Annotated in this window: 14 protein-coding genes; all 14 read left to right on the top strand. The window is 60.7% G+C overall.

Going from position 1 to position 13,336, the window contains the following annotated elements:
• Window positions 1-9: 9 nt before the first annotated feature.
• The 14 genes from ACYZUM_RS17760 to ACYZUM_RS17695 all read left to right on the top strand — a co-directional run bounded on the left by ACYZUM_RS17760 (window position 10) and on the right by ACYZUM_RS17695 (window position 13,253).
• Window positions 10-366 carry a PilZ domain-containing protein gene (locus ACYZUM_RS17760; protein WP_027612362.1) on the top strand — a complete coding sequence of 119 codons (357 nt, stop codon included), beginning with the start codon at window positions 10-12 and terminating at the stop codon, window positions 364-366.
• A gap of 15 nt (window positions 367-381) precedes the next feature.
• Window positions 382-1,173 (top strand): TatD family hydrolase, encoded by a 792-nt coding sequence (locus ACYZUM_RS17755; protein WP_041069202.1) that lies wholly within the window; start codon window positions 382-384, stop codon window positions 1,171-1,173.
• 352 nt (window positions 1,174-1,525) lie between these two features.
• Window positions 1,526-2,164, top strand: coding sequence for a TetR/AcrR family transcriptional regulator (locus ACYZUM_RS17750; protein ID WP_007950805.1), 639 nt, complete (start codon window positions 1,526-1,528; stop codon window positions 2,162-2,164).
• Between the two features lie 137 nt (window positions 2,165-2,301).
• The gene (locus ACYZUM_RS17745; protein ID WP_041069205.1) at window positions 2,302-3,270 is read left to right on the top strand and encodes a GTP 3',8-cyclase MoaA; all 969 of its coding nucleotides are present in this window, start codon (window positions 2,302-2,304) and stop codon (window positions 3,268-3,270) included.
• Between the two features lie 170 nt (window positions 3,271-3,440).
• Window positions 3,441-4,046, top strand: a complete 606-nt coding sequence (locus tag ACYZUM_RS17740) for a DUF4823 domain-containing protein (protein ID WP_041069208.1) — start codon at window positions 3,441-3,443, stop codon at window positions 4,044-4,046.
• A 15-nt stretch (window positions 4,047-4,061) separates the two neighbouring features.
• Window positions 4,062-4,622 carry a DUF1285 domain-containing protein gene (locus ACYZUM_RS17735; protein WP_473060946.1) on the top strand — a complete coding sequence of 187 codons (561 nt, stop codon included), beginning with the start codon at window positions 4,062-4,064 and terminating at the stop codon, window positions 4,620-4,622.
• Window positions 4,623-4,744: 122 nt separating this feature from the next.
• On the top strand, window positions 4,745-5,461 hold the full coding sequence (locus ACYZUM_RS17730; RefSeq protein ID WP_041069214.1) for a FadR/GntR family transcriptional regulator: 717 nt from the start codon (window positions 4,745-4,747) through the stop codon (window positions 5,459-5,461).
• Window positions 5,462-5,507: 46 nt separating this feature from the next.
• Window positions 5,508-6,383: an SMP-30/gluconolactonase/LRE family protein gene (locus tag ACYZUM_RS17725; protein WP_473060945.1), complete on the top strand. Its 876-nt coding sequence runs from the start codon at window positions 5,508-5,510 to the stop codon at window positions 6,381-6,383.
• 270 nt (window positions 6,384-6,653) lie between these two features.
• Entirely contained in the window at window positions 6,654-7,472 is an 819-nt protein-coding gene (locus ACYZUM_RS17720) for an SDR family oxidoreductase (protein WP_473060944.1), read from the top strand.
• A 278-nt stretch (window positions 7,473-7,750) separates the two neighbouring features.
• Window positions 7,751-8,755 carry a substrate-binding domain-containing protein gene (locus ACYZUM_RS17715; RefSeq protein WP_027612369.1) on the top strand — a complete coding sequence of 335 codons (1,005 nt, stop codon included), beginning with the start codon at window positions 7,751-7,753 and terminating at the stop codon, window positions 8,753-8,755.
• A 33-nt stretch (window positions 8,756-8,788) separates the two neighbouring features.
• Entirely contained in the window at window positions 8,789-10,333 is a 1,545-nt protein-coding gene (gene araG, locus ACYZUM_RS17710; protein ID WP_473060943.1) for an L-arabinose ABC transporter ATP-binding protein AraG, read from the top strand.
• A 12-nt stretch (window positions 10,334-10,345) separates the two neighbouring features.
• Window positions 10,346-11,314, top strand: a complete 969-nt coding sequence (gene araH, locus ACYZUM_RS17705) for an L-arabinose ABC transporter permease AraH (RefSeq protein WP_041069807.1) — start codon at window positions 10,346-10,348, stop codon at window positions 11,312-11,314.
• A gap of 230 nt (window positions 11,315-11,544) precedes the next feature.
• Window positions 11,545-12,258 (top strand): GntR family transcriptional regulator, encoded by a 714-nt coding sequence (locus tag ACYZUM_RS17700; protein ID WP_108183475.1) that lies wholly within the window; start codon window positions 11,545-11,547, stop codon window positions 12,256-12,258.
• On the top strand, window positions 12,255-13,253 hold the full coding sequence (locus tag ACYZUM_RS17695) for an ADP-ribosylglycohydrolase family protein (protein ID WP_473060942.1): 999 nt from the start codon (window positions 12,255-12,257) through the stop codon (window positions 13,251-13,253). The genes ACYZUM_RS17700 and ACYZUM_RS17695 overlap by 4 nt, the downstream gene beginning before the upstream one ends.
• Window positions 13,254-13,336 lie beyond the last annotated feature (83 nt).

The raw sequence follows: 13,336 nt of genomic DNA, 5'->3' as shown, positions 1-13,336 counted from the left end.
GAGGTCATCATGAATGAAGCCATCAGCCCCGGGCCGCGCAACGGCATCCTGTCCCTGACGATCAAGGACAAATCGGTGCTTTACGCCGCCTACATGCCGTTCATCAAGAACGGTGGCCTGTTCATCCCGACCAACAAGAGCTACAAGTTGGGCGACGAGGTGTTCATGCTGCTGAACCTGATGGACGAGGCGGAGAAGATCCCGGTGGCCGGCAAGGTCGCCTGGATTACCCCCAAAGGCGCTCAGGGCAACCGCGCAGCCGGCGTCGGCGTGCAATTCAACGAGGGCGACAACACCGCCCGCAGTCGCATCGAAACCCATCTGGCCGGAGCCCTGAAATCCGACCGTCCCACTCATACGATGTAAGTAGCCGTCTCTTTTATGCTCGTAGATTCCCATTGTCACCTTGATCGCCTCGACCTCGCCGCCCATGACGGCTCGCTGGATGCTGCACTTGATGCGGCCCGCCAGCGTGGGGTCGGGCATTTTCTGTGCATCGGCGTCAGTGCCGACAACGCCGCCGACGTCAAAGCCCTCGCCGAGCGCTATGACGACGTCGATTGCTCGGTCGGTGTGCACCCATTGGATGTGCAACCGGGCGCGGCGCCGGCGCTGGACTGGCTGCTGCATGAGCTCAATCACCCGAAAGTGGTGGCGATTGGTGAAACCGGTCTGGATTATCACTACGAGCCGGAAGCCGCCGAGCTGCAACAGGCATCCTTCCGCCTGCACCTGCAAGCTGCCCGGCAGACCGGTAAACCGGTGATCATCCACACCCGTGGCGCCCGTGCCGATACCCTCGAACTGCTGCGCGAAGCGGCGTTGCCCCAGGCCGGTGTGCTGCATTGCTTCACCGAAGACTGGGACATGGCCAAGGCTGCGCTGGACATGGGTTATTACATTTCCCTGTCGGGCATCGTCACCTTCCGCAACGCCGACGCTCTGCGCGATGTGGCGAGCAAGGTGCCGGCCGATCGCCTGCTGGTGGAGACCGACTCGCCGTATCTGGCGCCGATCCCGTATCGCGGCAAACCGAACCTGCCGCAGTACGTGCGCGAGGTGGCGGAGTTTCTGGCGATGCTGCGTGGGGAAGACTATGAGCGGTTTGCCGAGCAGACGACCGAGAACTTCAAGCGCCTGTTTCCGCTGGCCTCTGTCAAATCTGCCATGTAGGTCATCGGCAAATCGCAGGCAAAAAAAACCCGGGTTCTGGGGGGTGAATCCGGGTTAAGACCATTAGGAGTAAAACAAAGGCACGCGGTCCCTTGGTACCTTTACCGGCACGGCACTTGGGGGAGATGCCGCCCGACAGTTCAAGTATTGATCAGTCTGGCGTTCAGTCCAGTTGAGCGGTCGGGGTTTTTAAACAAATTTGGAATACGTGCGCTTCAGTTGAGTTCTCATTGCCGCCTCAGCGTTCGCAAAATGAACAAGAAACACAGATATGGTCGGATGATCCGTGCATTTTTGTGCAAGTTAGGCATAATACGCGGCTTCGAATTTTGACCCCTACAGACCTTTTCTTATGCACAAAGAACCTCGTAAGGTCCGTGAGTTTCGTCGCCGCGAGCAAGAAATTCTCGATACCGCGCTCAAGCTGTTCCTCGAACAAGGTGAAGACAGTGTCACCGTCGAGATGATTGCTGATGCCGTGGGTATCGGCAAAGGCACGATCTACAAGCACTTCAAATCCAAGGCCGAGATCTATCTGCGGCTGATGCTCGATTACGAGCGCGATTTGAACGAGCTGCTGCATTCGGCCGATGTCGACAAGGACAAGGAAGCGCTGTCCCGTGCCTACTTCGAATTCCGTATGCGCGACCCTCAGCGCTATCGCCTGTTCGACCGTCTCGAAGAGAAGGTGGTGAAAGGCAATCAGGTACCGGAAATGGTCGAGGAACTGCACAAGATCCGTGCCTCGAACTTCGAACGCCTGACCTTGCTCATCAAGGGCCGGATCAGCGAAGGCAAGCTCGAAGACGTGCCACCGTACTTCCACTACTGCGCGTCCTGGGCGCTGGTGCACGGCGCGGTGGCGCTGTATCACTCGCCGTTCTGGAGCAACGTGCTCGAAGATCAGGAAGGTTTCTTCCAGTTCCTGATGGACATCGGCGTGCGTATGGGCAACAAGCGCAAGCGCGATCCGGAAACCCCGAGCAGCTGAATGATTCAGCGGCCTTATTGCGCCATGATTTCGCTACATGACGCAGTACCGCAGGAATATACTCAGGCATAGGGCTTGCTAAAACTTGATTTGTGAGTCAAGTTTTAGCGGCTCGAAATTCTATCGCCGGAGTGATCATGATCGTTGACCGTCAAGGCAGGCGTTTTCGCAATTTGCGCATCAGCCTGACTTCAGCCTGCAATTACGCCTGTACCTACTGCGTGCCCAACGGCAAGCGGTTGGTGGCTGCGCAGGATGAACTGTCGGCCGAGGCCATGGCCCGTGGCGTGGCGTATCTGATCGAAGCCGCCGGCATCGAGCGCCTGCGCATCACCGGTGGCGAGCCGCTGGTCAGCCCCAAACTCGAATCTTTCATGAGTGCCGTCGGCAAGATGGGCCTGGAAGACATCAGCCTGACCACCAACGGTCAACTCCTGGCGAAGAAGCTGCCGCTGCTGGTGGACGCCGGTCTGCGCCGGATCAACGTATCCCTCGATACCCTGGATGCCGGCGCGTTCCGCAGTATCGCCCGTGGCGGCGATCTGGCGACCGTGCTCGATGGCATGGACCAGGCGAAAGCGGCGGGGATGAAGATCAAGGTCAACATGGTGCCGTTGCGCGGGCAGAACCTGGATCAGGTGATGCCGCTGCTCGATTACTGCCTGGAACGTGGCTACGAGCTGCGTTTCATCGAGTTGATGCGCATGGGCCACCTCGCCACTGACTCCAATGCCTTCCTGCAACAGTTCGTCAGCCTGCAGCAGTTGCTGAGCCTGATTGGCGAGCGTTACGAGTACGCGCAAGCCGATGCGCCAGTCGATGCAACGGCCGTGCGTTATGCGATCCCGGGGCTGGGCCATTTCGGCGTGATTGCCAACGAAAGCGTGCCGTTCTGCCGAACCTGTTCGCGCTTGCGTCTGTCTTCGACGGGATGGCTGCACGGCTGCCTGTCGTCGAGCAACCGCCACTATGTCGGCGATCTGCTCGACAAGCCGCGTCATCAGGCATTACCAGCGTTGCAGCGCTTGCTGGTCAAGGCGCTGGGCGACAAGCAGGAAGTGGCGTTCTCCGGTGGCGCGACCGTTATGAAGATTATCGGCGGCTGAACAACCGCTTTCGCGAGCAAGCTCGCTCCCACATTTCGAATGCATTCTCCTGTGGGAGCGAGCTTGCTCGCGAATACGATCTTACAATCAACGATTTTCCTGAGCTGGCGCAAAAGCTGCATCCAACGGCCATTCGCCGGTTTTCCGTCACCGGCTTCTGGAGGATGAGGATGCGTAGCCTGGTTTTGCTGCTGGCCGTTTTGGCGCTTGGCGGCTGTATGACTGTCAGCGATATGGCCGAAGGCACTCGCTATCAGATGAGCGACGCGGGGCTGCTGGATCACAGCGACAGCCGTCGGGTGAACAACTTCCGCATTCAGCCGGACTCGTTCATCTACATCGCCCAGGGTTCATTTGCGCCGCCGGGTGGCTCCTATCCGCGCCCGAACGTTGTGGCCGAAGAAGCGTTCAAAGGTTTTGTCGAATACTTCCCGATGGTCCGCCGTGCGCGAGCCCCGGAAGGCCTCGATCAAGCATTGGGCGAAGCTCGCGATGCCGGTGCTCACTACCTGCTGTATACCCGCTTCGCCAAGGCTGACGACCGCATCGGCAACTCCGACGAGTGGCTCGATCAGGAAGCCGTGGATCGCCTCGGCATCGACGGCGGGGTGATTCAGATCATGTTGATCGAGACCAGCACCCAGTATTTGATTGATACTGCACGGATCAAGAGTCGTGGCGGTTTACTGACGTTCCACGACAACAAGCCGGAAGACCTGATCGGCCCGCCGCTGGCGCAATATGCGCGCAGCCTGCTGGGAGTCGGCGACCAATAAACCAAGGAGTACGCCATGAGTGGCCCGCAAAAAGCCAATGACCTGTTGGGACAAATCCCCAAAACCAAAGGCCTGCCGCCGGTGCACTTGTGGAACCCGGACTTCTGCGGCGACATCGACATGCGCATCGCCCGTGACGGCACCTGGTATTACCTGGGCACGCCGATCGGGCGCAAGCCGATGGTCAAGCTGTTCTCCACCATCATCCGCCGCGACGGCGATGATTACTTCCTGATTACCCCGGTGGAAAAGGTCGGGATCAAAGTCGACGACGCGCCGTTTGTGGCGATTGCCGTGGAGGTTGAAGGCGAGGGTGAAGCGCAGTTGCTGCGCTTCACCACCAACGTCGAGGAGACCGCCGAGGTCGGGCCGGAACATCCGATCCGCGTCGAGATCGACCCGGTGACTCAAGAGCCCGCGCCTTACGTGCACGTGCGCACCAACCTCGAAGCGCTGATTCACCGCAATGTGTTTTACCAACTGGTGGAACTGGCGGTCAGTCGCGAAATCGACGGGCAGCGCTGGTTGGGCGTATGGAGTGGCGGCGAATTCTTCCGCATCGGCCTCGAGCCTTAAACAAAAATCCCTGTGGGAGCGAGCTCCCCCATTGGTTTTGAGAATCACCTTAAAATCTCGATTGACGGCTAATCATATGATCATTAGCGTGAACACCCATCGCCAAGCGCTTTGAGGTTTTCATGTCCAGCAGCTTTCATGCATCAACGGTCGATTGGCTGGGCAGCTGGATTGCCGCTGGCCAGGTAAAGCCGGGGCAGACGATCAAGGTCGAGGCCGATCTGGGCGAGCAACTCGGCGTCAGCCGCACGGTGATTCGCGAAGCGATCAAGACCCTCGTCGCCAAAGGCATGCTTGAGGTCGGGCCGAAAGTCGGCACCCGCGTGTTGCCAGTGCGGCGCTGGAACCTGTTTGATCCGCAAGTCGTCGGCTGGCTGTCACGCAATGGCTTGCCGGAAAACTTTGTCGATGACCTGCTCGATCTGCGTCGCACCATCGAACCGATGGCCGTGCGCTGGGCCTGCGAGCGCGCCAGCCTGGAGCAGATTCATGCGGTGCAATTGGCCTACAACGCGCTGGAACGGGCGGTCGACAGCGGCATCGATTACAACCGCGCCGACCAGGTGTTCCACGAGTGCATTCTGGCAGCCAGCCATAACCAGTTCATTGAGCAAATGGTACCGGCCCTCGGCGCTTTGCTCGCGGTGTCGTTTGAAGTCTCCGCCGCTGACCCCGATGAACTGCGTCGCACATTGCCAATCCACAAGGACATGGCCGACGCCATCGTCGCCCGCGATGCGGCGCGCGGGGTGTGGGCCTGCATGACCCTGATCGACAATGCCGACCTGGCAATCAAGCGCTTTTACCCGCAGGTGATGGCCGACAAAAAAGCCAGCTGACAACACAAATCCCTACCATAAAAACCACAAGAACCAAGGAGTTGCCATGAGCTGGACCGCCGTAACCCAACACCGCGCCAGACTCGGAGAAGGCCCGTTCTGGGACGCCCCCACCCAGGCGCTGTACTGGGTCGATATCGCCGGCCAGCAGGCGCTGCGGCTGATCGGCAACAACGTGCAGATCTGGCAGATGCCCGAACACGTTTCGGCGTTTATCCCGTGTGCCAGCGGCGATGCGCTGGTAACCCTGAGCAGCGGCGTCTATCGACTGGATCTCGACTCACCAGGCCTCGAGCCACGCCTGACGCTGTTCTGTATCGCCGACCCGCAACCGGGCAATCGGCCCAATGAAGCGCGCTGCGATGGTCAGGGGCGATTGTGGCTCGGCACCATGCAGAACAACATCGGCGCCAACGGCGAAGACCTGCCGATCGAGCGTCGTTCCGGTGGCCTGTTCCGCATTGATCCCGACCAGCGTGTCACACCGTTGCTGCGTGGCTTGGGGATTCCCAACACCTTGCTGTGGAGCGACGACGGCACCACGCTGCTGTTCGGCGACAGCCTCGACGGGGTGCTCAATCGCTATTTCATTCACACCGATGGCAATCTCGATGTCGCCAACCGTTGGTACGGTCCTGACCAGAACGGCGGCCCGGACGGTTCGGCAATGGACGCCGAAGGCTACGTGTGGAACGCCCGCTGGGATGGCAGTTGTCTGCTGCGCCTGAGCCCGGAAGGCAAGGTCGAGCGCAAAATCGACCTGCCCGTCAGCCGCCCGACCAGTTGCGTATTCGGTGGCGAAGACCTGAAAACCCTCTACATCACCAGCGCCCAGAGTCCGCATAACCATCCGCTGGATGGCGCAGTCCTGTCGATGAGGGTCGATGTACCGGGCAAACTCTGCACACGCTTCGCTGGTTGAATCCCAAAATATGGGATGCAAAATTATATATTGAGATTATTTGGCAGTCGGGTTTATAGTCGGCTCCAGCAGTAACACGCACTCACACTTAAAAAGAACAAAACAGGTGAAGTGATGCAGCGAATTTCTATCGCACTCCCCAACGGAGTCAGCGTCTCGCAACGGCCCGGCGTCGCTCGGCGCGCCTGCCTGTTTCGTTTTCACAGTCTTCCAGACCGGACATCGTCAGATGCCCGGTTTTTTTGTGTCGACGAACAGGAGTCCTGATCCATGGCTGAACCTCTTTCCTTGCCGCCGGTGCCTGCGCCGCCGAAGGGTGAGCGTCTGAAAGACAAAGTGGTGCTGCTGACCGGCGCGGCCCAAGGCATCGGCGAAGCCATCGTCGCCACCTTCGCCTCACAGCAGGCCAGGCTGGTGATCAGCGACATTCAGGCAGAGAAGGTCGAGAAGGTTGCCGCGCACTGGCGCGAGCAGGGCGCTGACGTGCAGGCAATCAAGGCCGACGTCTCGCGTCAGCAAGACCTGCACGCCATGGCCAGACTGGCGGTTGAGCGGCACGGACGCATCGACGTGCTGGTCAACTGCGCCGGGGTCAACGTGTTCCGCGACCCGCTGCAAATGACCGAAGAAGACTGGCGTCGTTGCTTCGCCATTGATCTGGACGGCGCCTGGTACGGCTGCAAAGCCGTGCTGCCACAGATGATCGAGCAGGGCGTCGGCAGCATCATCAACATCGCTTCGACCCATTCCTCCCACATCATTCCCGGTTGCTTCCCGTACCCGGTGGCCAAGCACGGCCTGCTCGGCCTGACCCGGGCGCTGGGCATCGAATACGCGGCGAAGGGCGTTCGGGTCAACGCTATCGCGCCGGGCTACATCGAGACGCAACTCAACGTCGATTACTGGAACGGCTTTGCCGATCCGCACGCCGAGCGTCAGCGAGCATTCGATCTGCACCCGCCGAAACGTATCGGCCAGCCGCTCGAAGTGGCAATGACCGCCGTGTTTCTGGCCAGTGATGAAGCGCCATTCATCAACGCCTCGTGCATCACTATCGATGGTGGGCGCTCGGTGATGTACCACGACTGAATAGCTTGAGTTTCGGGTGGTGAACGCCGTCTGAAATCCAATCATCATACGATATGACTATTTTCAACAGGCTTTGCAGCAGTACGTGTCACGCCACCACACCTGTGGCGAGGGAGCTCGCTCCCGCTCGGCTGCGCAGCAGTCGTAAATTCGGGCTGCGCGGTGTGTTTGATTGACCGAGGTAACCGGTTTTAGGGCCGCTTCGCAGCCCAGCGGGAGCAAGCTCCCTCGCCACAAGCTGTTTAATTTGCTCAAGAAAAATAACAAGGAGTCAGCTTATGAAACGTCGTTTCGGGATTCGTACCCTGTGCAGTGCCGCGCTGGCGGTCACCGCGTTCAGTCTGAGCAGTACGCTGCTCGCTGCCGACGCCGTGAAAATCGGTTTCCTGGTCAAGCAGGCTGAAGAGCCATGGTTCCAGACCGAATGGGCCTTCGCTGAAAAAGCCGCCAAGGACAAAGGCTTCGAACTGATCAAGATCGCCGTGCCGGACGGCGAGAAAACCCTCTCGGCCATCGACAGCCTTGCGGCGAACGGCGCCAAAGGCTTCGTGATCTGCCCGCCGGACGTCTCGCTCGGCCCGGCGATCATGGCCAAAGCCAAGCTCAATGACCTCAAAGTGATTGCCGTCGATGATCGTTTCGTCGACGCCAACGGTAAGTTCATGGAGGACGTGCCGTACCTCGGCATGGCCGCGTTCGAAGTCGGCCAGAAGCAGGGCAACGCGATGGTCGCCGAAGCGAAGAAACGCAACTGGGACTGGAAAGACACCTACGCGGTGGTCAACACCTATAACGAACTCGACACCGGCAAGAAGCGCACCGACGGTTCGATGAAGGCGCTCGAAGACGCCGGCCTGCCGAAAGACCACATCCTGACCGCCGCGCTGAAAACCCTCGACGTGCCGGGCAGCATGGACGCCACCAACTCGGCGCTGGTCAAGCTGCCCAGCGCAGCGAAGAACCTGATCATCGGCGGCATGAACGACAACACCGTGCTCGGCGGCGTCCGTGCCACCGAAGCGGCAGGGTTCGCCGCCGCCAACGTGATTGGTATCGGCATCAATGGCACCGACGCCATCGGCGAGCTGAAAAAGCCCAACAGCGGTTTCTTCGGTTCGATGCTGCCAAGCCCGCACATCGAAGGCTACAAGACCGCCGAGATGATGTACGAGTGGGTCACCACCGGCAAAGAACCGCCGAAGTACACGGCGATGGATGACGTCACCCTGATCACCCGCGAGAACTTCAAGCAAGAGCTGGAAAAAATCGGCCTGTGGAACTGATGGCTGCTCGATCGGTGTGAAGAGGTGACTCAGATGCACGCGCAAGTACACACACATGTAAACAGCAGCGGCGGCAGCCTGCGCTTCAACGGGATCGGCAAGACCTTCCCTGGGGTCAAGGCGTTGGACGCGATCAGCTTCGTCGCCCATCCGGGGCAGGTGCACGCCTTGATGGGCGAGAACGGCGCCGGCAAATCGACCCTGCTGAAAATCCTCGGCGGCGCCTACATCCCGAGCAGCGGCGAGTTGCAGATCGGCGAGCAGACCATGACGTTCAAGTCGACCGCCGACAGCATCGGCAGCGGAGTCGCGGTGATTCACCAGGAGCTGCATCTGGTGCCGGAAATGAGCGTGGCCGAGAACCTGTTTCTCGGTCATCTGCCGGCCAGTTTCGGCCTGATCAATCGTGGCGTCCTGCGCCAGAATGCCTTGGCCTGCCTCAAGGGTCTGGCCGATGAAATCGATCCGCAGACCAAGGTCGGACGCCTGTCGCTCGGCCAGCGGCAACTGGTGGAAATCGCCAAGGCGCTGTCCCGTGGCGCGCATGTGATCGCCTTCGATGAGCCGACCAGCAGCCTCTCGGCGCGCGAAATCGACCGTTTGATGGCGATCATCAGCCGCCTGCGCGAGGAGGGCAAAGTGGTGCTCTACGTCTCGCATCGCATGGAAGAAGTGTTCCGCATTTGCGATGCGGTGACGGTGTTCAAGGACGGCCGTTACGTGCGCACCTTCGATGACATGAGCCAGTTGACCCACGATCAACTGGTGACCTGCATGGTCGGCCGCGACATTCAGGACATCTACGATTACCGCAGTCGTCCACGCGGCGCGGTGGCGTTGAAGGTCGACGGTTTGCTCGGCCCGGGGCTGCGTGAGCCGGTGAGTTTCGAGGCGCACAAGGGCGAGATTCTCGGGCTGTTCGGCCTGGTCGGGGCCGGGCGCACCGAGCTGTTCCGCTTGCTCAGCGGGCTTGAACGCAACACCGCCGGACGCCTGGAATTACGCGGGCATGAACTGAAATTGCGCTCACCACGTGACGCGATTGCCGCCGGGATCCTGCTGTGCCCCGAGGACCGGAAAAAAGAGGGGATCATCCCGCTGGCCAGCGTTGCCGAGAACATCAACATCAGCGCGCGCGGTGCCAATGCCAGCCTCGGCTGCCTGCTGCGCGGGCTGTGGGAGAAGGGCAACGCTGACAAGCAGATCAAGGCGCTGAAAGTCAAAACCCCGCACGCCGGTCAGCAGATCAAATTCCTGTCCGGCGGCAATCAGCAGAAGGCCATTCTCGGTCGCTGGCTGTCAATGCCGATGAAGGTGCTGCTGCTCGACGAGCCGACTCGCGGCATCGACATCGGGGCCAAGGCCGAGATCTACCAGATCATCCATAACCTGGCCGCCGACGGCATTTCGGTGATCGTGGTGTCCAGCGACCTCATGGAGGTGATGGGCATTTCCGACCGCATTCTGGTGCTCTGCGAAGGCGCGCTGCGCGGCGAAGTCAGCCGCGACCAGGCCAATGAATCCAACCTGCTGCAACTGGCTTTGCCGCGCCATCGCGCTGACGGCGTGGCGAACTGAGAGGTGACTATGATGACCATCCAAAACAAGGCGCTGCCGACTCCCCGCAAACCGCTGGACCTGCGGCGCTTCCTCGACGACTGGGTCATGCTGCTGGCGGCCATCGGCATCTTCGTCGCCTGCACGCTGCTGATCGACAACTTCCTCTCGCCACTGAACATGCGCGGGCTGGGCCTGGCGATTTCCACCACCGGCATTGCCGCGTGCACTATGCTCTACTGCCTGGCGTCGGGGCACTTCGACTTGTCGGTAGGCTCGGTGATCGCTTGCGCCGGCGTGGTGGCGGCGGTGGTGATGCGCGACACCAACAGCGTGTTCCTCGGCGTCAGCGCGGCGCTGGTGATGGGCCTGATGGTCGGGCTGATCAACGGCATCGTGATTGCCAAGTTGCGGGTCAATGCGCTGATCACCACGCTGGCGACGATGCAGATCGTCCGCGGTCTGGCCTACATTTTTGCCAACGGCAAAGCGGTGGGCGTGTCGCAGGAATCGTTCTTCGTCTTCGGCAACGGCCAGTTGTTCGGCGTGCCGGTGCCGATCCTGATCACCATCGTCTGCTTCCTGTTCTTCGGCTGGCTGCTGAACTACACCACCTACGGGCGCAACACCATGGCCATCGGCGGCAACCAGGAAGCGGCGTTGCTCGCCGGGGTCAACGTTGACCGGACCAAGATCATCATTTTTGCCGTACACGGCGTGATCGGCGCACTGGCCGGGGTGATTCTGGCATCGCGCATGACCTCCGGGCAGCCAATGATTGGCCAGGGTTTCGAGCTGACCGTAATTTCGGCTTGTGTGCTCGGCGGCGTGTCGTTGAGCGGCGGGATCGGCATGATCCGGCATGTGATTGCCGGGGTGCTGATTCTGGCGATCATCGAAAATGCGATGAACCTGAAGAACATCGACACGTTTTATCAGTATGTGATTCGCGGTTCGATTCTGTTGCTGGCCGTGGTCATCGACCGCCTCAAACAACGCTGATTCCATCTGTCGAAGCATAATTTTGTGGCGAGGGAGCTTGCTCCCGCTCGGCTGCGCAGCAGTCGCAAACCCGGACAGTGCGGTGTGTCAGACTCACCGCTGTCACCGGATTTGGGGCCGCTCTGCAGCCCAGCGGGAGCAAGCTCCCTCGCCACAGGTATGCATTCCTTCTGTCCGAACCGCTAAAAACTTCTTGCCCGCTCGCGCCCGTTTCGGGTATCACTTTGTACATGATTAGACAGGTACGATTTGACAAGAAACAACGGGTGGTCGACGAACTCGTCCGGCGCATCGAAAGCGGCCTCATGGAGGACGGCTTTCTATTGCCCGGCGAGCATCAGTTGGCTCAGGAATTCAACGTCAGCCGTGGCACGTTGCGCGAGGCGCTGGCCGAACTGAAGCGGCGCAATTACATCGCCACGCAAAGCGGGGTCGGCTCCATTGTCACGTTCGACGGTGTAGCGCTCGATCAGCGCAGCGGCTGGGCGCAGGCGCTGGCCGACAGCGGGGCGCTGATCAACACTGAAGTGCTGCGCCTGGAAGCGGTGACGCGGCCTGATCTGCTCTCGCGGTTCGGCACCGACCAATTCATCACCCTCGACCGCCGCCGCCGCTCCAACGACGGCACCCTGGTGTCCCTCGAACGCTCTTTGATGCCAGCCACCGGCGGCCTGGAAAGCCTGCCGCGCGTCGGTCTGATCGACAACTCGTTGACCATTACCCTCGCGGCCTACGGCTACATCGGCGAACGCGGCGATCAATGGATCGGCGCCGAACCGCTGAATGCCGAGGACGCCGAACTGCTCGGGCGCCCGACTGGGACCGTGTTCCTCAAGGCCCTGCGCACCACCTACGACCGACAGAACCGTTTCATGGAACAGGTCGAAAGCCTGCTCGACCCGGTGCATTTCCGCCTGCACCTGCAATTTGGAGAATCGAAATGACCGCGCTCAACCGTGCCCTCGGTGCGTTTTACGGCCTGGCCCTCGGTGATGCGCTGGGCATGCCGACGCAATCGCTGAACCGCGAAACGATCAAGACCCGCTTTGGCCGGATCACCGATCTGCAGGACGCCGGTCCCCTGCAACCGATTGCCGCCAACATGCCCAAAGGCTCAATCACCGACGACACCGAACAGGCGATTCTGGTCGGTCAGTTGCTGGTCGAAGGCAAGGGTCGCATCGAACCGGCTGTGCTCGCCCAAAGGCTGATCGAATGGGAAGCCGAGATGCAAGCCAAGGGTTCGCAGGATCTGCTCGGCCCATCGACCAAACGTGCCATTGAAATGATCCTCGCCGGGCATTCGCCGGAGGAGGCCGGGCGTTACGGCACCACCAATGGCGCGGCGATGCGCATCACCCCGGTTGGCATCGCCGCAAACGTCGCCGATCCCGAGCGTTTCATTGCGGCCGTGGTGCAGGCCTGTCAGGTCACCCACAACACCACGCTGGGGATTTCCAGCGCGGCGGCGGTGGCGGCGGTGGTTTCGGCCGGGATCAACGGCATGGATCTGGGCGAGGCATTGAACCTTGGCCAGCAGATTGCGCAACAGGCCGAGGCACATGGGCACTGGGTCGCTGGCGGGCGCATCGCTTCGCGCATCAGTTGGGCGCGCAGCATCAGCGTCGACAGCGACAAGGCGCTGCTGGCGGATCTGCTGTACGACGTGATCGGCACGTCAGTGGCCTCGCAGGAATCGGTGGTGGTCTCGTTTGCCCTGGCGCAGCAAGTGGCGATCGGCGAGATGAGCGCGTTCGAAGCGTTGTGCATGGCTGCCAGCCTGGGCGGTGACACCGACACCATCGCGGCGATTCTCGGCGCCATGCTCGGGGCCTGCCTGGGCCTTGAGAGCTGGCCGGCGCCGATGATTGCCACGGTCAAGGCGGTCAATCATCTGGAGCTTGAGCCGTTGGTGCAGGGGCTGTTGGCCTTGCGTTGAGCATATAACTGTGGCGAGGGAGCTTGCTCCCGCTGGGCTGCGAAGCGGCCCCAAACCCTGCCGGCACCCTGTGTCAGACATAC

This window comes from Pseudomonas sp. m6p (genome assembly GCF_055760375.1).
This window is presented reverse-complemented; position numbering and strand designations above follow the sequence as displayed.

Excerpts from the sequence above, each read along its gene's own strand:
- ACYZUM_RS17720 (WP_473060944.1), top strand. The coding sequence starts at position 6,654 with ATGGCTGAACCTCTTTCCTTGCCGCCGGTGCCTGCGCCGCCGAAGGGT.
- ACYZUM_RS17715 (WP_027612369.1), top strand. The coding sequence starts at position 7,751 with ATGAAACGTCGTTTCGGGATTCGTACCCTGTGCAGTGCCGCGCTGGCG.
- ACYZUM_RS17745 (WP_041069205.1), top strand. The coding sequence starts at position 2,302 with ATGATCGTTGACCGTCAAGGCAGGCGTTTTCGCAATTTGCGCATCAGC.
- araH (WP_041069807.1), top strand. The coding sequence starts at position 10,346 with ATGACCATCCAAAACAAGGCGCTGCCGACTCCCCGCAAACCGCTGGAC.
- ACYZUM_RS17760 (WP_027612362.1), top strand. The coding sequence starts at position 10 with ATGAATGAAGCCATCAGCCCCGGGCCGCGCAACGGCATCCTGTCCCTG.
- ACYZUM_RS17725 (WP_473060945.1), top strand. The coding sequence starts at position 5,508 with ATGAGCTGGACCGCCGTAACCCAACACCGCGCCAGACTCGGAGAAGGC.
- ACYZUM_RS17700 (WP_108183475.1), top strand. The coding sequence starts at position 11,545 with ATGATTAGACAGGTACGATTTGACAAGAAACAACGGGTGGTCGACGAA.
- ACYZUM_RS17740 (WP_041069208.1), top strand. The coding sequence starts at position 3,441 with ATGCGTAGCCTGGTTTTGCTGCTGGCCGTTTTGGCGCTTGGCGGCTGT.
- araG (WP_473060943.1), top strand. The coding sequence starts at position 8,789 with ATGCACGCGCAAGTACACACACATGTAAACAGCAGCGGCGGCAGCCTG.
- ACYZUM_RS17755 (WP_041069202.1), top strand. The coding sequence starts at position 382 with ATGCTCGTAGATTCCCATTGTCACCTTGATCGCCTCGACCTCGCCGCC.
- ACYZUM_RS17730 (WP_041069214.1), top strand. The coding sequence starts at position 4,745 with ATGTCCAGCAGCTTTCATGCATCAACGGTCGATTGGCTGGGCAGCTGG.
- ACYZUM_RS17750 (WP_007950805.1), top strand. The coding sequence starts at position 1,526 with ATGCACAAAGAACCTCGTAAGGTCCGTGAGTTTCGTCGCCGCGAGCAA.
- ACYZUM_RS17735 (WP_473060946.1), top strand. The coding sequence starts at position 4,062 with ATGAGTGGCCCGCAAAAAGCCAATGACCTGTTGGGACAAATCCCCAAA.
- ACYZUM_RS17695 (WP_473060942.1), top strand. The coding sequence starts at position 12,255 with ATGACCGCGCTCAACCGTGCCCTCGGTGCGTTTTACGGCCTGGCCCTC.